This is a genomic window from Erwinia sp. Eh17-17, from assembly GCF_039675725.1.
Classification (GTDB): Bacteria; Pseudomonadota; Gammaproteobacteria; order Enterobacterales; family Enterobacteriaceae; genus Erwinia.
Genome location: NZ_JBDFQT010000001.1, coordinates 1,080,725 through 1,104,129 on the forward strand (window position 1 = coordinate 1,080,725; position 23,405 = coordinate 1,104,129).

Annotated in this window: 20 protein-coding genes and 1 other RNA gene; 10 read left to right on the forward strand and 11 right to left on the reverse strand. The window is 56.6% G+C overall.

Features of this window, described 5'->3' with window-relative positions; translation table 11 throughout:
- The first annotated feature begins 19 nt into the window (after window positions 1-19).
- Window positions 20-256, forward strand: a complete 237-nt coding sequence (locus ABEH87_RS04780; RefSeq protein ID WP_034895178.1) for a major outer membrane lipoprotein — start codon at window positions 20-22, stop codon at window positions 254-256.
- 107 nt (window positions 257-363) lie between these two features.
- Here ABEH87_RS04780 and ABEH87_RS04785 read toward each other — a convergent pair whose 3' ends face one another.
- The 7 genes from ABEH87_RS04785 to sufA all read right to left on the reverse strand — a co-directional run bounded on the left by ABEH87_RS04785 (window position 364) and on the right by sufA (window position 7,102).
- A complete protein-coding gene (locus ABEH87_RS04785) occupies window positions 364-1,395 on the reverse strand; it encodes a L,D-transpeptidase family protein (RefSeq protein ID WP_346574362.1) in 1,032 nt (343 codons plus the stop codon).
- A 73-nt stretch (window positions 1,396-1,468) separates the two neighbouring features.
- Window positions 1,469-1,891 (reverse strand): cysteine desulfuration protein SufE, encoded by a 423-nt coding sequence (gene sufE / locus ABEH87_RS04790; RefSeq protein WP_346574364.1) that lies wholly within the window; start codon window positions 1,889-1,891, stop codon window positions 1,469-1,471.
- A gap of 68 nt (window positions 1,892-1,959) precedes the next feature.
- Entirely contained in the window at window positions 1,960-3,180 is a 1,221-nt protein-coding gene (gene sufS, locus ABEH87_RS04795) for a cysteine desulfurase SufS (RefSeq protein ID WP_346574365.1), read from the reverse strand.
- On the reverse strand, window positions 3,177-4,457 hold the full coding sequence (gene sufD, locus ABEH87_RS04800) for a Fe-S cluster assembly protein SufD (RefSeq protein ID WP_346574367.1): 1,281 nt from the start codon (window positions 4,455-4,457) through the stop codon (window positions 3,177-3,179). The genes sufS and sufD overlap by 4 nt, the downstream gene beginning before the upstream one ends.
- Window positions 4,432-5,178, reverse strand: a complete 747-nt coding sequence (sufC, locus tag ABEH87_RS04805; protein WP_346574369.1) for a Fe-S cluster assembly ATPase SufC — start codon at window positions 5,176-5,178, stop codon at window positions 4,432-4,434. Before sufC ends, sufD begins: the two co-directional genes overlap by 26 nt.
- Window positions 5,179-5,228: 50 nt before the next feature.
- Entirely contained in the window at window positions 5,229-6,722 is a 1,494-nt protein-coding gene (gene sufB / locus ABEH87_RS04810; RefSeq protein ID WP_346574371.1) for a Fe-S cluster assembly protein SufB, read from the reverse strand.
- Window positions 6,723-6,727: 5 nt separating this feature from the next.
- A complete protein-coding gene (gene sufA, locus ABEH87_RS04815) occupies window positions 6,728-7,102 on the reverse strand; it encodes a Fe-S cluster assembly scaffold SufA (protein WP_346574373.1) in 375 nt (124 codons plus the stop codon).
- Between the two features lie 391 nt (window positions 7,103-7,493).
- On the opposite strand from sufA, the gene ABEH87_RS04820 reads away from it, so the two are divergent.
- Complete coding sequence (locus tag ABEH87_RS04820) at window positions 7,494-7,898, forward strand: hypothetical protein (protein WP_346574375.1); 405 nt, start codon at window positions 7,494-7,496, stop codon at window positions 7,896-7,898.
- 62 nt (window positions 7,899-7,960) lie between these two features.
- Here the strand turns inward: ABEH87_RS04820 and ABEH87_RS04825 are convergent, their stop codons facing one another.
- Entirely contained in the window at window positions 7,961-8,374 is a 414-nt protein-coding gene (locus ABEH87_RS04825) for a hotdog fold thioesterase (protein ID WP_346574377.1), read from the reverse strand.
- Window positions 8,374-11,430: an FAD-binding and (Fe-S)-binding domain-containing protein gene (locus tag ABEH87_RS04830; RefSeq protein ID WP_346574379.1), complete on the reverse strand. Its 3,057-nt coding sequence runs from the start codon at window positions 11,428-11,430 to the stop codon at window positions 8,374-8,376. The genes ABEH87_RS04825 and ABEH87_RS04830 overlap by 1 nt, the downstream gene beginning before the upstream one ends.
- Window positions 11,431-11,671: 241 nt before the next feature.
- On the opposite strand from ABEH87_RS04830, the gene ydiK reads away from it, so the two are divergent.
- Complete coding sequence (ydiK, locus tag ABEH87_RS04835; RefSeq protein WP_346574381.1) at window positions 11,672-12,796, forward strand: AI-2E family transporter YdiK; 1,125 nt, start codon at window positions 11,672-11,674, stop codon at window positions 12,794-12,796.
- Between the two features lie 262 nt (window positions 12,797-13,058).
- Window positions 13,059-13,164, forward strand: an RNA gene (rprA, locus tag ABEH87_RS04840) — antisense sRNA RprA.
- Between the two features lie 94 nt (window positions 13,165-13,258).
- On the opposite strand, the gene ppsA is transcribed toward rprA, so the two are convergent.
- Window positions 13,259-15,637 carry a phosphoenolpyruvate synthase gene (ppsA, locus tag ABEH87_RS04845; protein WP_346574382.1) on the reverse strand — a complete coding sequence of 793 codons (2,379 nt, stop codon included), beginning with the start codon at window positions 15,635-15,637 and terminating at the stop codon, window positions 13,259-13,261.
- 473 nt (window positions 15,638-16,110) lie between these two features.
- On the opposite strand from ppsA, the gene ABEH87_RS04850 reads away from it, so the two are divergent.
- From ABEH87_RS04850 to ABEH87_RS04875, 6 genes are all read left to right on the forward strand, one after another.
- Entirely contained in the window at window positions 16,111-16,944 is an 834-nt protein-coding gene (locus ABEH87_RS04850) for a pyruvate, water dikinase regulatory protein (RefSeq protein WP_346574383.1), read from the forward strand.
- 147 nt (window positions 16,945-17,091) lie between these two features.
- On the forward strand, window positions 17,092-18,138 hold the full coding sequence (locus ABEH87_RS04855; RefSeq protein ID WP_346574384.1) for a 3-deoxy-7-phosphoheptulonate synthase: 1,047 nt from the start codon (window positions 17,092-17,094) through the stop codon (window positions 18,136-18,138).
- Window positions 18,139-18,311: 173 nt separating this feature from the next.
- On the forward strand, window positions 18,312-19,343 hold the full coding sequence (locus ABEH87_RS04860; RefSeq protein WP_346574386.1) for a ChuX/HutX family heme-like substrate-binding protein: 1,032 nt from the start codon (window positions 18,312-18,314) through the stop codon (window positions 19,341-19,343).
- Window positions 19,340-20,161, forward strand: coding sequence for a hemin ABC transporter substrate-binding protein (locus tag ABEH87_RS04865; RefSeq protein WP_346574388.1), 822 nt, complete (start codon window positions 19,340-19,342; stop codon window positions 20,159-20,161). Before ABEH87_RS04860 ends, ABEH87_RS04865 begins: the two co-directional genes overlap by 4 nt.
- Entirely contained in the window at window positions 20,161-21,159 is a 999-nt protein-coding gene (locus ABEH87_RS04870) for an iron ABC transporter permease (protein WP_346574390.1), read from the forward strand. The genes ABEH87_RS04865 and ABEH87_RS04870 overlap by 1 nt, the downstream gene beginning before the upstream one ends.
- On the forward strand, window positions 21,152-21,928 hold the full coding sequence (locus ABEH87_RS04875; protein WP_346574392.1) for a heme ABC transporter ATP-binding protein: 777 nt from the start codon (window positions 21,152-21,154) through the stop codon (window positions 21,926-21,928). Before ABEH87_RS04870 ends, ABEH87_RS04875 begins: the two co-directional genes overlap by 8 nt.
- Here the strand turns inward: ABEH87_RS04875 and ABEH87_RS04880 are convergent.
- Window positions 21,925-23,364, reverse strand: coding sequence for a protein adenylyltransferase SelO (locus ABEH87_RS04880; RefSeq protein ID WP_346574393.1), 1,440 nt, complete (start codon window positions 23,362-23,364; stop codon window positions 21,925-21,927). The genes ABEH87_RS04875 and ABEH87_RS04880 overlap by 4 nt on opposite strands.
- Window positions 23,365-23,405: the final 41 nt, after the last annotated feature.

The window sequence follows — 23,405 nt, forward strand, 5'->3', positions numbered from 1 at the left end:
AATCTAGAGGGTATTAATAATGAATCGTACTAAACTGGTACTGGGCGCGGTAATCCTGGCTTCAACTATGCTGGCTGGTTGCTCAAGCAACGCTAAAATCGATCAGCTGTCTACCGACGTGCAGACTCTGAACGCTAAAGTTGACCAGCTGAGCAACGACGTGAACGCAATCCGTTCTGACGTTCAGGCTGCTAAAGATGACGCAGCACGCGCTAACCAGCGTCTGGACAACCAGGCTCACTCTTACCGTAAGTAAGAGTTCTGGTTTTAAAAATGGCGCACATTGTGCGCCATTTTTTTTGCTCTGTTTCAGGAACCTTCACTTCTTCTTCAGGCCCCCTCAGATACCCACCACAATCAGTTTTAAGCCCCTTCAGCACCAATCTGCGTAACCGGTGCATGTTTGCCTTTCGGTTCAGCAGAAGGCGTCTGGTGAGCTTCAGCAGGCATATCCGTATTCCCCTCGACTTTTTCACCCTCGCTGACCAGTACAGGCATACCTGAGCGTCGCTGAATAGCGGCATCGATCACTTCACGGTCGCTGGCGTGGCTATGCATAAACTTCTTCGCGGCCGCGGTCAGCGCAATCGGCATGGTCTGCGGATCGTCCCTGTCGTTGCGCGACAGCGGCTGGTGGACTTCCAGATAGCGTTTGCCGTCCGGCTCTACGGCATACTTCACCGGCTGGTTGATGATCTGCACGCGGGTCCCTTTAGGCACACTGTTGAACAGCGCCTCGATATCATCGGGACGCAGGCGGATACAGCCGGAGCTGACGCGCATACCGATACCGAAATCGGCATTGGTGCCGTGGATCAGGTAGTGCTGCTGCCCGTAGGCCAGACGCAGTGCATACAGCCCCATCGGGTTATCCGGTCCCGCAGGCACCGTTCCCGGCAGTGACTTACCCTCCGCAGCATAGCGCTTGCGGATGTTCGGTGTGGGAGTCCAGGTAGGATTGGGGATTTTCTGGCTGATGCTGGTGACCATCGCCGGGGTGTTGGCCCCAAGCTGGCCGATGCCGATGGGATAGACGATCACTTTGTTCTCGCCTTTCGGGTAGTAGTAAAGGCGCAGCTCCGCGACGTTAACCACAATCCCTTCACGTTTCGTGTCGGGCAGCAGCATCTGGGTGGGGATGGTTAACTGGGTGCCGGCTTTAGGTAGCCAGGGATCGGTTCCGGGGTTAGCTTCCAGCAGACCCAGCAGGCCCACCTGATATTTTACGGCTACCGACTCCAGAGGATTACCGTCATTGGGCACCACCCAGGTGGTATTTTCACCAATCAGGCGGCTGTTATCCGGGGGGAGTGGATACTCGGTTGCGCTGGCGCAGTGCATCCCGGCAAGAAAAGTCACTACAGAAATCCCGGCGATGCGGTACAAATTTTTCATGCACATTTCTCGGTTTTGAGTGAAGAACACCCCACCTTAGCGCGGCGGGGGGCTTACCGGGAAGTGTAGCAACTCAAGCCTGAATAAGAATCAGCGCTTTCTTACGTATGGCACGAATCATGGCTTCCAGTCCCTGCGAACGCGACGGCGTCAACTGCTGGGTCAGGGAGAGGTCAGCAAACCAGGGACGCACGTCAAAATCCACGATTTCCTGCGGGGTCATCTTCTGATAAAGCGTAAAGACGATGGCGATCAGCCCTTTCACCAGCGCAGCATCGCTGTCGCCCTGCAGGGTGATACATCCTGTTTCATCCGTTCCCACCACAATCCACACCTGGCTCTGACAGCCCGGAATGATATTTTCTGGCTGCTGAAGGGCGCCGCCAGCATCGTCAAGACGCCCGCCCAGCTCAATAATATAAAGATACTTCTCTTCCTGATTAGCGCAACGATTGAAGTTGCGTACCAGCTTGTCTTTATCTGGCAGAGTTGCCATTGCTTCCTCACTTAAAAAACGAAAGGGCGAGGCATGCCTCGCCCCTGCGGGTCGCTGTGGGTTGAAACTTAACCCAGCAAACGGTGAATACGGATTAACCCGGCCGCCAGGCGGTCGGCTTCTTCTTCGCTATTATACAGAACAAACGAAGCGCGACACATCGCCGGCACCTGATAGCGCTGCATCAGCGGCATCGCACAGTGGTGCCCGGTACGAATGGCGATACCATACTGGTCAAGGAAGCTGCCGACATCAAACGCATGGTGTTTGCCCAGGTTAAAGGCAATTACGCCAGCGCGCTGCTGCGGACCGTAAATCACCAGATCCGGTACCGCGGCCAGTTTATCCAGCGCATAGCGCATCAGCTGCTGTTCACGCTGTGCAATCACATCCAGCCCCAGGTCGGTCACCCATTTGATGGCCGCCCCCAGTCCGATAATCGCCCCGGTATTCGGTGAACCCGCCTCAAAGCGCCACGGCGCCGCCGCATAGGTGGTCCCCTGCGTCAGGCTGACGGTGGAGATCATCGCCCCACCCCCTTCCCACGGCGGCATCTGGTCCAGCAGAGCCTTACGGCCATACAGGATGCCAATGCCGGTCGGCCCGTACAGTTTGTGCCCGGAGAACACGTAGAAGTCACAGTCCAGATCCTGCACATCGACCTGGTGATGCATCACGGCCTGCGCCCCGTCGATCAGCGTCACCACCCCGGCCGCTCTGGCCTGTGCTACCAGCGCTTTGACGGGGTTTTCCGTTCCCAGCACGTTGGACACCTGGGTAACGGCCAGCAGGCGGGTACGGCTGTCGAGCAGCGCAGGTAGTCGTGTGAGATCCAGCTCGCCTTCGTCGGTAAGAGGAATAAAACGTACCTCTGCCCCGGTACGTTCTGCCACCATCTGCCACGGCACGATGTTAGCGTGGTGCTCCATCTCCGTGATGATGATGTTGTCACCCGGCTGCAGCTGACTGCCACCCCAGCTGTTAGCGACCAGGTTGATCGCCTCGGTGGTGCCTTTGACGAAGACAATCTCTTCCGCCGACGCTGCATTGATGAACTGTGCGGCCTGAACGCGCACATTTTCCATTTCGGTGGTTGCTTCAGCACTTAACGTGTGAATACCACGATGCACGGCCGCATAGCCGTGCTCGTAGAAACGACTTTCCGCGTCAATCACCGCCTGCGGCTTTTGCGCGCTGGCCGCGCTGTCGAGATAGGCCAGCGGTTGCCCATTGACCTCACGCGCCAGCAGCGGGAACTCCGCCCGAACGCGGGCCAGGTCAAAACTCATTGCAGGCCTCCGGGAAAACGCTGGGCGATGCGCTGCATCACCGCTTCTTTCAGCGTCTCGTCGCTAATCGCTTCCGTCAGCTCGGCGGCAAAGGCATAAATGATCATGCGCTGAGCTGCCGCTGCGTCGATACCGCGCGAGCGCAGGTAGAACATCTGCTCTTCATCAATGCGCCCAATAGTGGCACCGTGTCCGCACTTCACATCATCTGCATAGATTTCGAGCTGAGGCTTGGTGTCCACTTCCGCCAGGCGGCCGAGCAGCAGATTGTTGTTGCTCATCTGTCCGTCGGTCTTCAGGGCATATTTCGCCACTTTGATATGGCCGTTGAACACCGCACGGGCGCGGTCGCGCACAATGGTTTTGTGCAGCTGGCGGCTCTGGCAGTAACCCTTGTTGTGCTCAAGATAGGTGCGGCTGTCACAGATTTCCTTGTCCAGCGGCAACATCAGGCTGTTGATGACCAGATCGCTGCCCTCACCTTCCAGTTTGCTGCTGGTGTTGTGACGGGTCAGACCGGCACCCAGCAGGAAGCTGTGGCTCTGCACGCGCACGTCACGGCCCAGCGTCAGGTCGTTGTGCGAGAAGTGATAGCTGCTCTGATCTTCGAAGCAGAGATTGTAGTGGGTCAGCGCGGCATTGTTGCCGACATCAGCGGTAAAGCGGGCGCCGGTGAAATGCGGCGCGCCATTCAGCGTAATGTAGTGCTCAATGACCGTGGCTTCCGCCGCTTCTTCCAGCTGCAGATGATGACGGTAGTGCGAGGTATTCATCTCTCCGGTCGCACTGCCGCTGCTGATGTGAAGCAGATACAGCGGACGGGTTGCAGCTTTGCCACGCGCCAGCTGAATGGTGGTCACTTCTTCAGCCAGACTTTCGGTCAGATGCAGGAAGACTTCCGGCTGGATTGGTGCTTCCAGTTCGCGACGTTCAGCGGCCTGCGTCACCTGAATGGTAAACAGGTCATGCTCGCTGTCGCTCAGGCCCGCAACAAAGCGACCGTCAATAAACACCAGACGCACCGCGTCAATCGCCAGCGCCACGTTGTTAATGGCGTCAGCGCTCAGCTCAGCGGGCTGAGGCAGAACAAACTGGTGCGCCAGCAGGGTATCCAGCGGGGTATATTTCCAGTTTTCCTGCTTACGCGTCGGCAGACCTACGCGCAGCAGCTGCTGCCAGTGCTGTTGTGCCTGCAACGAGCGGCGCTCACCTGCGGTTTCAAACAGGTGGTGCCACTGTTGCAGCGCGTTTTCACTCCTGGTCGGTAAGCCAGCCATAGCCTTGCTCCTCCAGTTGTTTAACCAGTGAGAAATCACCTGATTTCACAATCTTGCCCTGATACAGAACGTGGACAAAGTCTGGCTTGATATAATCAAGGATGCGCTGATAGTGGGTCACGATGATGAATGAACGCTTGCCGTCGCGCAGGCTGTTCACGCCATCGGAGACGATTTTCAGGGCATCAATATCCAGACCGGAGTCGGTCTCATCGAGGATGCACAGATCCGGCTCCAGCGCCGCCATCTGCAGAATGTCATTACGCTTTTTCTCACCGCCGGAGAAACCGACGTTGACGGAGCGGGTCAGCAGATCTTCAGGCATCTTCAGCATCTGGATTTTATCTTCGATAAAGTCCTGAAAATCAAAACGGTCCAGCGCTTCCTGCTCGCGGTATTTACGTACCGCATTCACCGAGGTTTGCAGGAAGAACTGATTACTTACGCCGGGAATCTCTACCGGGTACTGGAACGCCATGAAGATACCTTCACCGGCACGATCTTCCGGGGCCAGTTCCAGCAGGTCTTTACCTTTAAACTCAACGGAGCCGCCGGTCACTTCATAGTCTTCACGCCCTGCCAGCGTGGCAGAAAGGGTACTTTTCCCTGAGCCATTTGGCCCCATGATGGCGTGCACTTCCCCTGGTTTGATTTCAAGATTCAACCCACGCAGGATAGCTTTGTCTTCAACGCTTACCTGTAAATCTTTGATGCTTAACATAAGGTTTCCTTCGCGGTGCTTTCCGGCACCATAACAATTCTGTGCGCGGTTTAGCCCACGCTGTGTTCAAGGCTGATGGCCAGCAATTTCTGCGCTTCCACGGCAAATTCCAGCGGCAGCTCGGTGAAGACATCTTTGCAGAAACCGTTCACGATCATTGAAATCGCATCGTCTTCGCTGATGCCTCGCTGTAAACAGTAGAACAGCTGATCTTCACCAATGCGGGAGGTGGTCGCTTCGTGCTCCAGCTGAGCGGTGTTGTTGCGCACCTCCACGTACGGGAAGGTGTGCGCGCCACACTCGGCACCAATCAGCATCGAGTCACACTGGGTAAAGTTACGGGCATTGGTCGCGGTGGGCATGATTTTGACCAGACCGCGATAGGTATTCTGGCTGGTACCGGCGGAAATCCCTTTCGAGATGATGGTCGACTTGGTGTTTTTACCAATGTGGATCATCTTGGTGCCGGTATCTGCCTGCTGGCGTCCGCTGGTCAGAGCCACGGAGAAGAACTCACCAATGGAGTTATCACCGCGCAGGATCACACTTGGATACTTCCAGGTGATCGCCGATCCGGTTTCAGACTGCGTCCAGGACATCTTGCTGTTCTCGCCTTCGCACAGCGCGCGCTTGGTCACGAAGTTGAGGATGCCGCCTTCTGAATCACCGCCGGAGAACCAGTTCTGCACCGTAGAGTATTTCACTTCCGCATCTTTATGGATGATGACCTCTACCACCGCAGCGTGCAGCTGGTAGGTATCACGCACCGGCGCGGAACACCCCTCGATGTAGCTGACATAACTGCCTTCATCAGCAATGAGGATAGTACGCTCGAACTGGCCGGTCTTGGCCGCGTTAATGCGGAAATAGGTGGACAGCTCCATCGGGCAACGTACGCCTTTCGGGATGTAGACAAACGTCCCGTCAGAGGCCACGGCGGAATTGAGGGCCGCGAAGAAATTGTCGTTGGCCGGAACCACCGTACCCAGATACTGTTGAACCAGTTCCGGGTGTTCATGAATAGCTTCACCGAAAGAGCAGAAAATAATCCCCTCTTTCGCCAGCTTATCGCGATAGGTGGTTGATACCGATACGGAGTCAAAGATGGCATCGACGGCCACTTCCTGACCTTCACGCACCGGCACACCCAGCTGTTTAAACGCGTCTTCGACTTCCTGCGTCAGATAGTTGGGTGCTTCCGTGCCCGAGGCCTGAGTGGCACCCGGTTCGGAGGCGCAGCTGTCATCGCAGCTGCCGCAGGATGGCGCGGAGTAGTAGCTGTAATCCTGATAATCCAGCTTTTTGTAGTTGGCTTTCAGCCAGTGCGGCTCTTCCATTTCCAGCCACGCGGCGAAAGCCTTCAGGCGGAACTCCAGCATCCACTCAGGTTCATTACGTTTGGCCGAAATCGCACGCACCACATCTTCGTTGATGCCGTGCTCAAACTCTTCGGTTTGCAGTTGGGTAAAGAAGCCTTCTTTGTAGTTCTGAGGGCTGCCTTCCCAAACCTGTACATCATCAGATGCATCAGTATTACGAGACATAGGGTTTACTCAACGCCAAAGCTCTCACCACAGCCGCAGGCGTGTTGAGCTTTAGGGTTATTAAATTTGAAAATCTGGTTCAGGCCTTCGCGCACGAAATCGACTTCTGTTCCGTCGATGTAGGGCATCGCCTGTAGAGGCACGAACAGTGATGCGCCGTTATGGCTAAACACCAAATCATCCGCCGCTGCTTCTTTCGCCATGTCCATGGTGTAGCCAAACCCGGCGCAGCCGGAGGTCTTCACTCCCAGCTTCAGTCCCTTAATTTCAGGGTCACCTTCGGCCAGGTTGATAATTTGCTTAGCTGCGCTGTCGGTGAGCGTCAGCCCTTTCCAGATAAAGTCTTCTGGAGAAAAAGTGGCAGGATTTGCTGATTGCATAATTTACCTCGCGATACGATAGCCCTTCGGGCTAGTGCCCCTATGTTAGTGATTACCAGAATCACTTCAACCTCTTGTTTTGCAGGGATAAAGGCCTAAAGGTGCTTTTTAGAGGCGCTTTTCTAAGTTTAGACCCTGTGAAACAGTTTGCTCAGTGCCCGAAAATGGCGGCACCTTAAAAGATAAACGTTTGAAAATAAGATGTTTATATTTTGTTATCTAAAACCCACGCGTTGCTTATTCAATTCTAGCTATTCCCCACGCCGCGATTATCGTTATCACCAATTTTTCTGAAAGGCGGCGCGTATTAATAAAAAATCTTACGCAACGATTGAATAATGCCGCAGTTATAATATGATAATGATTATCATTAACGTGACCAGGACCCGTAATGAATGTGTCAGTGAGTGCGTGGCTGCAACATAAAATGGATGAATACACCTTTTCCATACGTGATATCACCGTCGATTTTTACATGGCACAGGCAAAATTAAACCGGCCTGAGTGCACCATTGAACAACTGCGTCAGTTCAATGACACCTGCCTGGATATGGCTGAACTCTGTCAGTTAAACGGCGACGATCGGAGCTATCTGCACGCCATGGGAAAACTGCATCATCGACTGGTGGTGGAACTGAGCAACACCTCACGCGAGCGTCTCTACCGGATGCAGGCCTGGCAGCTGGCACGCCACTCTCTCAGTCGCCTGTGTCACCAGCTGGCGCTCAACGGCGAATGGGATAAAGCGGCCCTGCTGCAAAGCGAATTCGTCAGGCACGCGTCGTGGATAATGTGAACCTGGAGCATTATACCGCGTGCCGCTGATGCGAAAAACCCCGTAAAATACGGGGTTATCGGCTAAATCACGGCGGTGGTGAGGCGGGACGTACAGCACAGGCGGTTATGGTCGTCGAAAATTTCTATTTGCCATACCTGATGCCGCCGCCCGATATGAACCGCACGGCAGATGCCCCGCACTTCTCCTTCACGCGCCGAACGCAGATGGTTCGCATTGATCTCCAGCCCGACAACCTGCTGTTCACCCTCCGTACACAGATAGCCTGCCATCGACCCCAGCGTTTCGGCCAGCACCACCGATGCGCCGCCGTGCAGCAGACCAAACGGCTGGCGGGTACGCCGGTCAACCGGCATTACGGCTTCAATGTAGTCCTCCGCCAGCGCGGTGAAACGGATGCCGATATGGTCCACCATGGTCTCTTTACTGCGCAGGTTTAACTGCTCAAGCGTGGCTTCACGCTGCCAGATTGCCATTACACGATCTCCAGTAGAGCCTGCAGAGGATGGCGTATACCGCTACCTTCAATACGCTTGACCTGACTGCGGCAGGAATAGCCGGTCGCCAGACAGCGCTGACGCGGCAGGTTTTGCAGGGCCTGCTGCCAGGACAGCGCATAGATCCCCAGCGAATTCTCCAGATTTTTGGCCTCATGCCCGTAGGTACCGGCCATACCGCAGCAGCCGACGCTGACATTTTCCAGCTTCGCGCCGAAACGGGCAAAAATGGTTTCCCACTGTCTGGTTGAACCCGGCAGCGCGGTGACCTCCGTACAGTGGCCGAACAGATACCAGGATTCTGCCTGAGAGAGCGGTGGTATCTCGCGTGACGCCAGCGCTGTCTGCAACCATTCATGGACCAGCTGCACATGGAAATCACCGCGTTTAGCGCCCAGCACCTGATGATATTCGTCGCGATAGCAGAGCACCAGCGCCGGATCGACCCCCACCAGCGGTATATTCAGCCCCGCCACGCGGCTGAGGAAATCCGCCGTTTTCTGCGCGGTGCGCGCAAACTGCTGCAGGAAACCTTTAATATGCTGCGCCTTACCGTTGGGTGAAAACGGCAGTACCACCGCCGTAAAGCCGAGCTTTTCAATCAGCTGCACAAAGTCGGTCACCAGCTGCGCTTCGTAGTAGCTGGTGAACGGGTCCTGCACCACCAGCACGCACTGCGCCCGCAGCTCTGCGCTCATCTGTTCCAGATCTTCCAGCGTCGTGGCCAGCGCCCGGTGCCCTGCCAGCTGTTGTTTCAGCGTCGGTGAAGACAGCAGCGGCAGGTCCACCATGCCGATATGCTGCTTGCTGAGGGACTTCACCCACGGCTGGCGCAGGAAGAAGTTAAAGGTTTTCGGCGCCTTCGCCATCAGCGGGGCATAGCTTTCCACCGTCGCCACCAGATAATCACTGGCGGGGCGCAGGTAGCGTGTGTGATACAGCTGCAGGAAGCGCGAGCGGAAGCCCGGCACGTCGATTTTTATCGGGCACTGGGTCGAACAGGCTTTGCAGGCCAGACAGCCGGACATCGCCTCTTTCACTTCATGCGAAAAATCATACTGACCGCGCCTGGCCTGCCAGCTGTTGCGGGTGCGCTCGATCATACCGCGCAGGCTGATGCCTCTGGCAGGAAGCTGCTGCTCCAGCACCAGCGGATCAACGCCCTGCTCCGCCAGCAGGCGCAGCCATTCACGGGTCAGGGTGGCCCGACCTTTGGGCGAGTGCATGCGGTTACTGGTGATCTTCATCGACGGACACATCGGGCTTTTCACATCAAAGTTAAAGCACAGGCCGTTGCCGTTACACTCCATGGCTCCGCGCCAGTCGGTACTCACGTTAACCGGGATCTGACGATCGTAGGTCCCGCGCTTCACCGCATCGACCTGCAGCATCGGGTCATCCACGCCGATCGGTGCGCAAATTTTTCCCGGATTGAGGCGGTTAGCAGGGTCAAAGGCGGCTTTAATCCGCCGCAGCTCGTTATACAACACCTCGCCGAAGAACGCGGGGCTGTATTCGGCGCGGAAGCCTTTACCATGCTCGCCCCACAGCAGCCCACCGTAGCGGGCCGTCAGCGCGACCACTTCATCGGAGATCTGTTTCATCAGCATCTCCTGCTGCGGGTCACACATATCCAGGGCGGGACGCACGTGCAGTACCCCGGCATCAACGTGGCCAAACATACCGTAGCTGAGGTTGTGGCCGTCAAGCAGCGCGCGAAACTCGACAATATAGTCGGCGAGGTTGTGCGGCGGTACACAGGTGTCCTCGACAAACGGGATCGGCTTGGCGCGCCCTTTGGCATTACCCAGCAGCCCCACTGCTTTTTTACGCATGCCGTAAATGCGCTCAATGCCCGCCACATCGTCGCACAGCTGGTAGCCAATCACCCCACCCTGCCGCTGCGCCATTAAACTATCCAGGCGCTGGCAGAGGGCATCCACCTGGCCGTCGATCAGCGGTTTGTCATTACCGGCGAATTCGACCATATTCAGGCCGAGCATCTCTTTATCCGGAACGTCTGTAATCAGCTCGCTGACCGAGTGCCAGACAATATCCTCCCGCGCCAGGTTAAGCACTTTCGAGTCAACGGTTTCCACCGACAGGGCTTTCGCTTCCACCATAAACGGCGCGTTACGCAGCGCGGAATCGAACGAGTCATACTTGATATTCACCAGCCGCCGCACTTTCGGGATTGGGGTGATATCCAGCGTCGCCTCCGCGATAAACGCCAGTGTGCCCTCGGCACCACATAAAATGCGCGTCAGATCGAACTGTTGCAGGTCATCACTCAACACATGGCGCAGATCGTAACCGGTCAGGAAGCGGTTAAGTTTAGGGAATTTATCAACAATCAGCTCACGCTGTTCACGGCAGCGCTCCAGCACCACGCGATAGATATCCCCTACTGCGCCGGGCACTGCTGCCCGCTGTTCCGCCTCACTGACCGGCATAGCCTGGGTGTCCAGCACCTCTCCACCGAGCAGCACCGCTTTCAGCCCCAGCACGTGATCGGAGGTTTTTCCGTAGACCAGTGAACCCTGACCGGACGCATCTGTGTTGATCATCCCACCCAGGGTGGCGCGGTTGCTGGTGGACAGTTCCGGGGAGAAAAAATAGCCAAAAGGTTTCAGGTAAGCATTGAGCTGATCTTTGATTACGCCAGCTTCAACTTTGACCCAACCTTCTTCGACATTAATATCGAGAATGCGCGTCATATGGCGCGACAGATCAACCACAATGCCCTGGTTCAGCGACTGCCCGTTCGTGCCGGTGCCGCCGCCGCGCGGGGTGAAGACCAGAGAAGTGAAGCGTGGGTCAGCGGCCAGTCGGGCGATCAGTGCCACATCTGCCGTGGAGCGGGGAAAAATCACCGCATCAGGCAACAGCTGATAGATGCTGTTGTCGGTGGACATCGTCAGGCGGTCGGCATAGCTGGTCGCCGTATCTCCGGCAAAACCATCCTGTTTTAAGGCATCCAAAAAACTCAGCACCAGCGGCACAATGCCGGGTGCCTGGGAAATCTGTGGGATCATTATCGGGTGACCAAAAAGTTATGTGAATCGTTTGCGTTGCTCAGATTGCGCAGTTATCCGTTTTATCACATTTTTTTATGACCTGCCGTTATTTCAAAAACCGAAGCAAAAGAATAACCTGTTGCTTCTGTCGCGAAATCAATTCATACATCATGATGAAAACATCCTGGTCAGCGTAACCCCTACGCCGGCCCGGAGGTTAAGAGAGCAATCGCATGTTACCTGAGGTCACTGTTAATTAATGAAGAACGCGCAAAAAAGTTGGGATTTACCGCAAATTGTGTTTTTGCTGCTGTTTATCAGCCTCACGATTGTTGCGTGTTTTTGGGTGGTTCAACCCTTCATTCTCGGGTTTGCCTGGGCCAGCATGGTGGTGATCGCCACCTGGCCGCTGATGATTAAATTTCAGGAGTGGCTGTGGGGGCGGCGCGGTCTGGCCGTGCTGGTCATGACGCTGCTGCTCATTCTGGTGTTCATCATCCCTATCGCCCTGCTGGTTAACAGCCTGATCGAAAACAGCGCACCGCTGATTGCCTGGCTCAGCTCCGGCCATATCCAGCTGCCGGATTTACACTGGCTGCGCAGTATTCCGCTGGTTGGCAGAAAACTCTACTCGGCTTATCACCATCTGGTGGCGGGCGGGGCATCTGCACTGATTGCTCAGCTACAGCCTTATATTGGTCGCACCACCGGGTTCTTCTTCGCCCAGGCCGGTCATTTTGGCCGCTTTATGATCCATATCGGCCTGATGCTGCTGTTCAGCGTGCTGTTGTACTGGCGCGGTGAGCAGGTCGGTCAGGGCATTCGTCACTTCGCCTTCCGTCTGGCGTCGCGTCGCGGCGATGCCGCAGTGCTGCTGGCCGGTCAGGCGATTCGTGCCGTGGCGCTGGGGGTAGTGGTCACGGCCCTGGTTCAGGGAGTGCTGGGCGGGATCGGGCTGGCAATCTCCGGAATTCCTTATGCCGCTATTCTGACAGTACTGATGATTTTCTCCTGCCTGGTACAGCTGGGTCCCTTGCTTGTGCTGGTACCGGCAATTATCTGGCTTTACTGGAGCGGTGATACCACCTGGGGCACCGTGCTGCTGGTGTGGAGCTGCGTGGTCGGCACGCTGGACAACGTTTTGCGCCCGATGCTCATCCGCATGGGCGCCGACCTGCCGCTGATTTTAATCCTCTCCGGGGTCATCGGCGGCCTGATCGCCTTTGGGATGATTGGTCTGTTCATTGGCCCGGTGGTGCTGGCAGTTTCCTATCGCCTGGTGTCCGTCTGGGTTCATGAAGCGCCGGCACCGGATGAAGACCCGCTGGCGGTGGTAGAGGAACTGGCAGAAATCGAAGCAGAATCGCACCAGCCTAAAGCGTAGTTTCCCCTCCTTTTGCAGCCAGCCTGCTGGCTGCAAACATTAGTATCCGGAATATTTTCCTTCGCTCCAGCATCATTCTCATTAAGTTTATTTATGACTTAAAGGCAAATTTTACGCGTTTCAGCGTCTGCCCAACAAAAATGGTGGTATTTTGCTCACCTTTTTTGCCCGAAAAACGTCTTTCCGGCGGTAAAGTATTATGACTTTTAAACTAATAAGAGGATTCTTAAAGACTCCAGGAACGCGGTTGCATAGTATTGATACCAGCTTTGAAATCAACCCCACGATTTCTAAACAATCTATTTCCCTGAGTAACAGAATTGCTGTGTGTAGTCTTTGCCCATCCCCTGTGATGGGCTTTTTTTTGTCTGAAATTGACGAAAAAAAGGATAATCGCTAAGCGATTATCCTGTTGCATAACTAAAGGCGCGGCATGTCTGACCCACCGCTAGCCCCTTGAGTTTACTTCTTCAGTTCAGCCAGACTCAGCCAGGTCTGCACCACGGTATCCGGGTTCAGCGACAGGCTGTCAATGCCCTCTTCCATCAGCCACGCGGCAAAGTCCTCATGATCTGACGGCCCCTGACCACAGATACCAACGTATTTACCCTGCTTTTTCGCCGCGCGGATCGCCATCGACAGCAGCGCTTTAACCGCATCGTTGCGCTCATCAAACAGTTCGGAGACCACGCCGGAATCGCGATCCAGGCCCAGCGCCAGCTGAGTCATATCGTTGGACCCAATCGAGAAGCCGTCAAAATACTGCAGGAACTCATCGGCCAGCAGGGCATTAGACGGGATCTCGCACATCATGATGATCTTCAATCCGTTCTCACCGCGCTTCAGTCCCTGGCGCTCGAGCTCCTCCACCACCGCTTTTGCCTGCGCCACGGTACGCACAAACGGCACCATGATCTCCACGTTGGTCAGGCCCATCTCGTTGCGCACGCGCTTCACTGCCGCACACTCCAGCGCGAAACAGTCGCGGAAGCTGTCAGCAACGTAACGTCCGGCCCCGCGGAAGCCGAGCATCGGGTTCTCTTCTTCCGGTTCGTAACGCTCGCCGCCGACCAGATTGGCGTACTCGTTGGTTTTAAAGTCAGAGAGACGCACAATTACCCGCTTCGGCGAAAATGCCGCTCCAAGAGTGGCAATCCCTTCGGTCAGGCGACCAATGTAGAACTCGATCGGGTCATCAAACCCTTTCATCATGCTGCGAATTTGCTGCTGCAATTCCGGGGTCTGCTGGTCGAACTCCAGCAGTGCTTTTGGGTGTACCCCGATCATCCGGTTGATAATGAACTCCAGACGCGCCAGACCAACACCTTCATTCGGCAGGCAGGCAAAGTCGAAAGCACGGTCAGGGTTACCGACGTTCATCATGATCTTCAGCGGCAGCGACGGCATTTCATCAACCTGCGAGCTCTTCACGTCGAAGTCCAGCAGGTCGTCATAGACGTAGCCGGTGTCGCCCTCCGCGCACGAGACAGTGACTTTATGACCGTCTTTCAGAATGTCGGTCGCGTTGCCACAGCCCACCACGGCCGGAATACCCAGCTCGCGGGCAATGATGGCCGCATGGCAGGTCCGCCCGCCACGGTTGGTGACTATGGCAGAGGCTTTTTTCATGATCGGTTCCCAGTCCGGGTCGGTCATGTCGGTCACCAGCACGTCACCTTTCTCAATGCGGTTCATTTCGCTGATATCGTGAATCACCTTAACTTCACCCGCGCCGATACGGTGACCAATGGCGCGGCCCTCGACCACGACGCTGCCTTTACCCTGCAGGGTATAGCGCTCCATGACCGAACCGTTAGAACGCACGGTCTCCGGACGTGCCTGAACGATATACAGCTTGCCGGTGTGACCATCCTTCGCCCACTCGATATCCATCGGACGCTGGTAGTGTTTCTCAATCTGCACTGCCTGAGCGGCCAGCGCTTCGACTTCGCTGTCCGTCAGGGAGAAACGATCGCGCTCGGCTTCCGGCACGTCCTCTATTCTCACCTGCTCACCGTGTTCCTGCGAGTTGGCATACACCATGCGGATTTTTTTCGATCCCATATTACGGCGCACAATTGACGGACGACCGGCGGCCAGCGTCGGTTTGTGTACATAGAACTCATCGGGGTTTACAGCACCCTGCACCACCATCTCGCCCAGGCCCAACGCCGAGGTGATAAAGACCACCTGGTCGAAGCCAGATTCGGTATCAATGGTAAACATCACGCCGGATGACGCGAGGTCAGAGCGCACCATGCGCTGCACCCCGGCAGACAGCGCCACACCACGGTGGTCGTAACCCTGATGGACGCGGTAGGAGATTGCACGGTCGTTAAACAGTGAGGCATAAACGTGCTTCACGGCGACCAGCACGGCATCATAGCCCTGCACGTTAAGGAAGGTTTCCTGCTGACCGGCAAAGGAGGCATCCGGCATGTCTTCTGCAGTAGCAGAAGAGCGGACGGCAAATGACGCTTCGGCGTCATCGGCGGAAAGCTGGTTGTACGCATCGTGGATCGCCTGCTCAAGCTCAGGCGTAAACGGCGTTTCGACTATCCACTGGCGGATCTGTTTACCTGCTTTCGCCAGTTCATCAACATCATCAATATTGGTCTTGTCCAGCAGATCGTAGATACGCTGATTGACGCCGCTCTGATCGAGAAACAGGTTGAACGCTTCTGAGGTTGTCGCAAAACCATTAGGCACGGACACGCCTGACGACGACAAGTTAGTAATCATTTCACCCAGAGAGGCATTTTTGCCCCCCACCCGATCCACATCGTTCATGCCAAGCTGGTTGTACCAGAGCACAAGCGGCAGTTCGCCTTTATTGGACATTGAAGCAATCCTTGTAAGATTTAATTAGGAATAAAAGGGATACAGCATTGCTTTGTGAGACTGGCACAGTTGAGCGCAATTGTTAAAGTGTTGAATCGTTCAAGCAGCTGATATTTTTCTTTTTAAGAATACTCCGCGTTAAAAAACACTGTTGCGCAACGATATTTATTTTTAATATCGTTAATTTTCAATTAGATACATAAAGCGCTTTTCCATCAGCGCAATAGCGGTTGCGCAACAGAAAATGATGCCATAACAGAATGTTTTTAAATCAAAGCGCGGATAATATGAATAATGAAAAGAAACATCATTTCATTTTCTTACTTCAGATGCGATTCGTCTGATTTTATAAAAATAAAAAGTTCATATCATTAGTTAATGAATTTTTTATTTTATTTTGCAGGCTGAATCACGATTTGCTTTATGCGGTCAGATTAATTTAGTCTGCACTGTCCCCCGCAAACGGAGAGAAAATGGACGTGAACACCGAACGTAGTGTTTTTTATATTTCAGACGGCACGGCCATTACGGCTGAAGTGTTGGGCCACGCCGTTCTGTCGCAGTTTCCGGTGGCGACACAGAGCGTAACCCTGCCCTTTGTGGAAAACGTGCAGCGCGCCCAGGCGGTGAAAGCGCAGATTAACGCCCTGTACCAGCAGAGCGGAGTTCGACCGCTGGTGTTTATTTCCGTTGTCACGCCGGAGATCCGCGAAATTATTTTGCAAAGCGATGGTTTCTGCCAGGATATTGTGCAGTCGCTGGTCGCCCCCCTGCAGCAGGAACTGGGCGTGGATCCGGCCCCCGTTGCTAACCGTACTCACGGCCTGACTGCCGGGAACCTAGGCAAATATGACGCGCGTATCGCGGCTATTGACTATACCCTGGCCCATGACGACGGGATCTCTCTGCGCGGTCTGGAAGATGCTCAGGTGATCCTGCTGGGCGTCTCCCGCTGCGGTAAGACGCCCACCAGCCTCTATCTGGCGATGCAGTTTGGTATCCGTGCCGCTAACTATCCGTTTATCGCCGATGATATGGACAACCTGAAACTGCCCCCCGCGCTGAAGCCCTTTCAGAATAAGCTGTTCGGATTAACCATTGACCCGGAGCGTCTGGCGGCGATACGACAGGAACGCGCGGAAAACACCCGCTACGCCTCAATGCGCCAGTGCCGGCTGGAAGTCGGCGAAGTGGAAGCGCTGTTTCGCACGCACCAGATTCGTTATCTCAACAGCACCAATTATTCCGTTGAGGAGATCGCCACTAAAATCCTCGATATCATGGGTCTTACGCGACGTATGTATTAATTTTTCCGCTTCCGGCGGCCTGAAGAGGTGCCGGAAAGGCTATTCCCCTGCAGTTTTGCGGTTGAAATCATCCCGGTTTGGTTTAAGGTGAACGCCATTACTTCCCGGTATTCCTGCCGCTGTGAAGACAAAATTTTAGAGATCGCCATGAACAAAACAGATGAACTGCGAACCGCGCGCATCGACAGCCTGATTACGCCTGCGGAACTGCAGGACAGGTTACCGATCACTCCCGCCATTATTGAAAACGTGACAACGTCACGCAAGCGTATTGCCCGCATCCTCAATGGCGAAGATCCCCGCCTGCTGGTGGTGGTCGGCCCCTGCTCCCTGCATGATCCGGCGGCGGCGCTGGAATACGCTGAGCGTCTCTCTGTGCTGCGTGAAAAATATCACTCACGCCTGGAAATCGTGATGCGCGCCTATTTCGAAAAACCGCGCACCGTGGTGGGCTGGAAAGGGCTGATTTCTGACCCCGATCTCGACGGCAGTTTCCGCATCAATCACGGCCTGGGCATTGCGCGCAAACTGCTGCTGGATATCAACGCGCTGGGTATGCCAACCGCGACGGAGTTCCTTGATATGGTGATCGGGCAGTTTATTGCCGACCTGATTAGCTGGGGTGCTATCGGCGCGCGCACCACCGAGAGCCAGATCCACCGGGAGATGGCGTCGGCCCTCTCCTGCCCGGTGGGCTTTAAAAACGGGACGGACGGCAATACGCGCATCGCGGTAGATGCCATCCGTGCGGCCCGCGTCAGCCATATGTTCCTGTCACCCGATAAACGCGGCCAGATGACCATCTATCAGACCAGCGGTAACCCGTCCGGGCATATCATTATGCGCGGCGGAAAAGCACCGAATTATCATGCGCCGGACATTGCGGCGGCCGCTGCTCAGCTGCGCGAATTCAGCCTGCCTGAACAGCTGGTCATCGACTTCAGCCACGGCAACTGCCTCAAGCAGCATCGCCTGCAGAAAGAGGTTGCCAGCAGCGTCTCGCAGCAGATCCGCGACGGATCGCGGGCAATTGCCGGTGTGATGATCGAAAGCTTCCTGCAGGAAGGCACGCAGAAAGTCGGGCCGGATAGCGCGCTGAAATACGGCCAGTCCATCACCGACCCGTGTCTGGGCTGGGACGATACGGTCAGCGTGCTGCAGCAGCTGGCAGAGGCCATCGACAGCCGCTTCTGAGTCGTCAGGCCGGCCCGCAACGGGTCGGCCTTTATCTGCTGGCCGCCCTCCGATCGTAAACGGTTAGCTGAACATTAATTTTGCTTGCACACTGCCGCCTTTCATTGATAATGATTATCATTCTGATAATAAGTCCCTTTTCCTTTTTAGCGACTTCTGCGAGGACCACAGCAATGACTGCTCGTTACCCACTCTATAACGAATTAAAACAACAGCATCCGAAGAAATACGCCCGCGAACTGGCCGCAATGATGGGCATCAGCGAAGCGGAACTGACCGCTGCACGCGTCGGCCACCAGGCGCAGCCGCTGCGCCCGGCAATGCGCGAACTGCTGCACGCGCTGGAAGCCGTAGGTGAAATCAAGTCAATTACCCGCAATGAGTACGCCGTACATGAGCAGCTGGGCGTGTTCAGTAACATCCACATCAATGACCATGCCGGTATCGTACTTAACCCGCGCGCGCTGGATTTACGCGTCTTTGTTAACCAGTGGGCCAGCGTCTTCCATCTGCAGGAGATGACCGGGCACGGCGAGCGTCAGAGCATTCAGTTCTTTGACCAGCACGGTGATGCGGTACTGAAGGTGTATGCGACCGAAAATACCGATATGGCCGCCTGGCAGCAGCTGATAGCTGAATATCACGCAGAACCGGCGGCTGAATTCAGCGTAATCACGGCCACTGCGGCGACTTTCGCCAGTGAAATCGACAGCGCCCGCCTGGAAACCGAATGGCGTGCGATGACCGACGTGCACCAGTTCTTCCGCCTGCTGAAAAAACATGATGTGTCACGCCCGCAGGCCTTCCACGCCGTCAGCGACGATCTGGCACAACAGATCGGCAATCAGTCGCTGGCAACCCTGCTGGAAAATGTCCGTCAGGACGGTAACGAGATCATGATCTTCGTCGGCAACCGCGCCTGCGTTCAGATCTTTACCGGTCAGATCGAAAAACTGATGCCAATGCACGGCTGGCTGAACATCTTTAACCCGGCCTTTACCCTGCACCTGCAGGATCAGCAGATTGCCGAAAGCTGGATCACCCGTAAACCGACCGCAGACGGCATTGTCACCAGCCTGGAGCTGTTTGCTGCCGACGGCACTCAGATTGCGCAGCTGTACGGCCAGCGCAGTGAGGGCCAGCCGGAGCAGGCGAAGTGGCGTGAGCAGCTGACCGCTCTCAGCGCAGAAGGGGCCGCCGTATGAAATCCTGTTTATTGGCGCTGCTCACCCTGCCGCTGGCATTCAGCACCGCCGCCGCAGAGCGCATTGTCAGTATCGGCGGCGACGTTACCCAGATTATTTATGCCCTGGACGCCCAGCAGGATCTGGTGGCGCGTGACAGCACCAGCCTGCATCCGGCGGTGGTGAAAAAACTGCCGGATGTCGGCTATATGCGGCAGCTCAATGCTGAGGGGATCCTCGCCCTGAAACCGACGCTGGTGCTTGCCAGCGAGCTGGCCAGACCGGCGCTGGCGCTGCAACAGGTTGAGAAAAATGGTGTAAAAGTGGTGGATGTGACGGGTAAGACCGACATCTCGGCCATCAGTGAGAAGATTGAAACCATCGCCGCCACCCTGCATCGTGAGGAGGCAGGTCAAGCGCTGCAGGAAAAAGTCCGTAAGCAGCTGGCCAGCGTGCCGAAAACCACGCTGCCGGTCAAAGTGCTGTTTATTCTGGCCCACCAGGGGATGGGGACGATGGCGGGCGGCAGCGGCACCTCCGCCGATGCGGCAATACGGGCGGCCGGTCTGCAAAATGCCATGGCCAGCATTCAGCGCTATCAGCCGCTGTCACAGGAAGGGGTGGTTGCCAGTGCCCCCCAGCTGATCGTGGCGACCCGCGACGGTATCCGCACCCTGGGTGGTGAAGAAAATCTGTGGAAGTTACCCGGTATCGCCCTGACCCCGGCAGGCAAAAACCACCAGCTGCTGGTGGTGGATGATATGGCGCTGCTTGGCTTTGGAATCGACACGCCGGGTGCCATCCTGAAATTACGTCAGGCTGCGGAAGCGCTGCCGTGATGTCTGCACGCTCCCCGCGCTGGCTGGGCGCTCTGCTGCTGGTGCTGTTGGTGCTGGGCGTCAGTGCGGCGAACATCGGGGCGATGCACCTGTCGCTACCGATGCTGTGGCAGTCCGGCAGCGACAGCTCCCTGTGGCAAATCTGGTTCACTATCCGCCTGCCGCGCGTGTTGCTGGCGGTGATTGTGGGGGGGGCGCTGGCGCTGTCCGGCTGCGTGATGCAGGGGCTGTTTCGCAACCCGCTGGCTGACCCCGGCCTGCTGGGTATCAGCAGCGGGGCCGCGCTGGCGGTAGCGATCTCGATTGTGTTTTCTCTGTCGCTGCCCGGCGTACTGATGCTTTACCTGCCGCTGCTGGCTGCTTTCCTCGGCAGCCTGGCCGTCACGCTGGTGATCTTCCTGCTCAGCCGCCAGGGGCTGACGGGCCTCAGCCGTCTGCTACTGGTGGGGATTGCTATCAACGCCCTGTGCGGCGCAGCGGTTGGCGTACTGTCGTGGCTGAGCAACGATCAGCAGCTGCGGCAGTTATCACTGTGGGGCATGGGCAGTCTGGGCCAGGCCCAGTGGCCGACGGTACTGGTGTGCGCCTCGGTGGTGCTGCCGTGTATGGTGCTGGTGCAGCGGCTGGCCGCGCGCCTGAATCTGCTACAGCTGGGCGAGGAAGAAGCGCACTATCTGGGCGTGGATGTGCCGCGAACCCAGCGCTATCTGCTGGTCCTGAGCGCATTTCTCGTCGCATCGGCAGTCGCCGTCAGCGGTGTGATTGGCTTTATTGGCCTGGTCGTACCGCACCTGATGCGCTTCTGCCTCGGCGGTGACCATCGCCTGCTGCTTCCCGCCTCCCTGCTGAGTGGGGCGATCCTGCTGCTGCTGGCCGATACGCTGGCGCGGACCCTGGTTGCCCCGGCAGAAATGCCGGTGGGACTGCTGACCAGCCTGATTGGCGGTCCGTGGTTCCTGTGGCTGATCCTGCGTCGCCGTGGAGGTCTCAATGGCTGATTCTCTTACTGCCCGCGGGCTGAGCTATCAGCTGGGGCAACGCTGGCTTATTGATGATATTTCGCTGACGCTGCGGCAAGGCGAACTGGTATCGCTGATTGGCCCGAATGGCGCAGGTAAATCCACGCTGCTGCGCCTGCTGACCGGGTTTATTACGCCTCAGCGCGGGGAGTGCTTATTACAGGACGAACCGCTGGCGCAGTGGTCCGCCACACGTCTCTCCCGGCAGCGCGCAGTGATGCGTCAGCAGAGCAGCATGGCGTTCCCACTCAGCGTGTATGACGTGGTGGCGATGGGCCGCGCTCCGTGGCCCGGCCCGGCGCAGCCGGTGGTGGAAAAGGTAATGGCGTTAACCGGCTGTGACGGGCTGGCCAGCCGCGACTATTTACAGCTTTCCGGGGGCGAACAGCAGCGGGTGCAGCTGGCACGTGCGCTGGCGCAGCTGTGGCAACAGAACGGCCCGTGCGGCTGGTTATTTCTCGATGAACCGACCTCTGCTCTCGATTTATATCACCAGCAGCATCTGCTGCGTCTGCTGTCGCAGCTGACGCAACAGTTTCCGCTTGCGGTTTGCTGCGTGCTGCACGATCTCAACCTCGCTTCGCTGTGGTCGGATCGTGTCATGCTGCTGGCAGAGGGGCGACTGGTGGCGGAAGGCCAGCCGTCAGACGTGCTGGATGAGACCACGCTGACCCGCTGGTATCATGCCGATGTGATGGTTCACCCCCATCTTACCGAGGGTGTTCCTCAGGTGGCGCTGCGCCGCTAGCTGGAACAACTCACTTCCAGTTTCTTTCCCCAGTCCGGCGGCCGGCGCGCCAGGTCAGCAAACTCTGGCGCGTCGTCAAACGGCCGCAACAGTGCCTGATGAAGACGCGCCAGTACGCTGATATCATCCTGCTCTGCCTGTTCAATCGCCTGCTGTGCCAGATAATTGCGCAGGACCCGCGTCGGGTTCGCCCGCTTCATCAGCCGCTGGCGTTCCTCATCGCTGCGTTCATCCTGCAACAGACGCTGACGATACACGTTGTACCAGCTGTCGAAGGCTTCCCGATCGATAAATTCATCACGCAGAGACGAACGGGACTGCTGCTGCTCAACGTCACTCAGCTGGCGGAAGGTGCGCGTATAGTCGCTGCCCTCTTTGGTCATCAGCGCCAGCAGCCCGGTGAGGATATGATTATCATCTTTACCCGCCGTCAGCAGCCCCAGTTTAGCGCGCATTTTTTCACCCCAGCAGCGCATCAGTTCCGGTTCATACAGCGCCAGCGCCTGCTTCAACTGCTCCGTACTCATCAGCCCTGACAGCGCGTGCGCCAGACGATTCAGGTTCCACAGCCCGATCATCGGCTGATTTTCGAAACTGTAGCGGCCCTGGTGATCCGAATGGTTGCAGATAAAACCGGGCTGATAGTCATCGAGAAAACCGTAAGGACCGTAATCCAGCGTCAGGCCGAGAATCGACATGTTGTCCGTGTTCATCACGCCGTGCGCGAAGCCCACGCTCTGCCAGCCGGCGATCAGGCTTGCCGTGCGTTTCACCACATCGCTGAACCACAGCAGGTACTTATCCGCGTCCTGCTGCCACTGCGGCCAGTGGTGGCGGATCGCATAATCAGCCAGCTGCGTCACGTTCTCCTGCTGGCCCTGATAATAGAAGTGTTCAAAGTGGCCGAAACGCATATGGCTTTCTGCCACGCGCAGCAGCATGGCACCGGATTCGGTGGTTTCGCGATAAACCGGCTCATCGCTGGTGACCACTGTCAGCGCGCGCGACGTTGGAATACCCAGCGCGTGCATCGCTTCGGAGGCCAGAAACTCGCGCAGCGTCGAGCGCAGCACTGCGCGCCCATCCCCCATACGTGAATAAGGCGTCAGCCCGGCCCCTTTGAGATGCCAGTCAAACTTGCGACCGTCGGCCAACTGCTGCTCACCGAGCAGCAAACCCCGTCCATCACCAAGTTGTCCGGCCCAGACGCCAAACTGATGTCCGCTGTAAACCTGTGCCAGAGGCTGCATGCCGTCAGCCAGCTGTGTCCCGCTCCATATGCCGATGTGCTGTGGGCCAAACAGGCTCTCATCCAGTCCCAGTTCCTGTGCCAGGGGAGCACTGTGATAAAGCAGGCGGGGATTTTTTAGCGGCGTCGGTTCGAGCGCGGTGTAAAAACCACTCAGCTCGTGATACCAGGTGTTATTGAATTGCATGTCGCCTCCGTCAGTGCCACCGGGAACATCCCCGCTGACAC

Coding starts and splice junctions, on each gene's coding strand:
- ABEH87_RS04780 (WP_034895178.1), top strand. CDS start 20: ATGAATCGTACTAAACTGGTACTGGGCGCGGTAATCCTGGCTTCAACT.
- ABEH87_RS04785 (WP_346574362.1), bottom strand. CDS start 1,395: ATGAAAAATTTGTACCGCATCGCCGGGATTTCTGTAGTGACTTTTCTT.
- sufE (WP_346574364.1), bottom strand. CDS start 1,891: ATGGCAACTCTGCCAGATAAAGACAAGCTGGTACGCAACTTCAATCGT.
- sufS (WP_346574365.1), bottom strand. CDS start 3,180: ATGAGTTTTGACCTGGCCCGCGTTCGGGCGGAGTTCCCGCTGCTGGCG.
- sufD (WP_346574367.1), bottom strand. CDS start 4,457: ATGGCTGGCTTACCGACCAGGAGTGAAAACGCGCTGCAACAGTGGCAC.
- sufC (WP_346574369.1), bottom strand. CDS start 5,178: ATGTTAAGCATCAAAGATTTACAGGTAAGCGTTGAAGACAAAGCTATC.
- sufB (WP_346574371.1), bottom strand. CDS start 6,722: ATGTCTCGTAATACTGATGCATCTGATGATGTACAGGTTTGGGAAGGC.
- sufA (WP_346574373.1), bottom strand. CDS start 7,102: ATGCAATCAGCAAATCCTGCCACTTTTTCTCCAGAAGACTTTATCTGG.
- ABEH87_RS04820 (WP_346574375.1), top strand. CDS start 7,494: ATGAATGTGTCAGTGAGTGCGTGGCTGCAACATAAAATGGATGAATAC.
- ABEH87_RS04825 (WP_346574377.1), bottom strand. CDS start 8,374: ATGGCAATCTGGCAGCGTGAAGCCACGCTTGAGCAGTTAAACCTGCGC.
- ABEH87_RS04830 (WP_346574379.1), bottom strand. CDS start 11,430: ATGATCCCACAGATTTCCCAGGCACCCGGCATTGTGCCGCTGGTGCTG.
- ydiK (WP_346574381.1), top strand. CDS start 11,672: ATGAAGAACGCGCAAAAAAGTTGGGATTTACCGCAAATTGTGTTTTTG.
- ppsA (WP_346574382.1), bottom strand. CDS start 15,637: ATGTCCAATAAAGGCGAACTGCCGCTTGTGCTCTGGTACAACCAGCTT.
- ABEH87_RS04850 (WP_346574383.1), top strand. CDS start 16,111: ATGGACGTGAACACCGAACGTAGTGTTTTTTATATTTCAGACGGCACG.
- ABEH87_RS04855 (WP_346574384.1), top strand. CDS start 17,092: ATGAACAAAACAGATGAACTGCGAACCGCGCGCATCGACAGCCTGATT.
- ABEH87_RS04860 (WP_346574386.1), top strand. CDS start 18,312: ATGACTGCTCGTTACCCACTCTATAACGAATTAAAACAACAGCATCCG.
- ABEH87_RS04865 (WP_346574388.1), top strand. CDS start 19,340: ATGAAATCCTGTTTATTGGCGCTGCTCACCCTGCCGCTGGCATTCAGC.
- ABEH87_RS04870 (WP_346574390.1), top strand. CDS start 20,161: ATGTCTGCACGCTCCCCGCGCTGGCTGGGCGCTCTGCTGCTGGTGCTG.
- ABEH87_RS04875 (WP_346574392.1), top strand. CDS start 21,152: ATGGCTGATTCTCTTACTGCCCGCGGGCTGAGCTATCAGCTGGGGCAA.
- ABEH87_RS04880 (WP_346574393.1), bottom strand. CDS start 23,364: ATGCAATTCAATAACACCTGGTATCACGAGCTGAGTGGTTTTTACACC.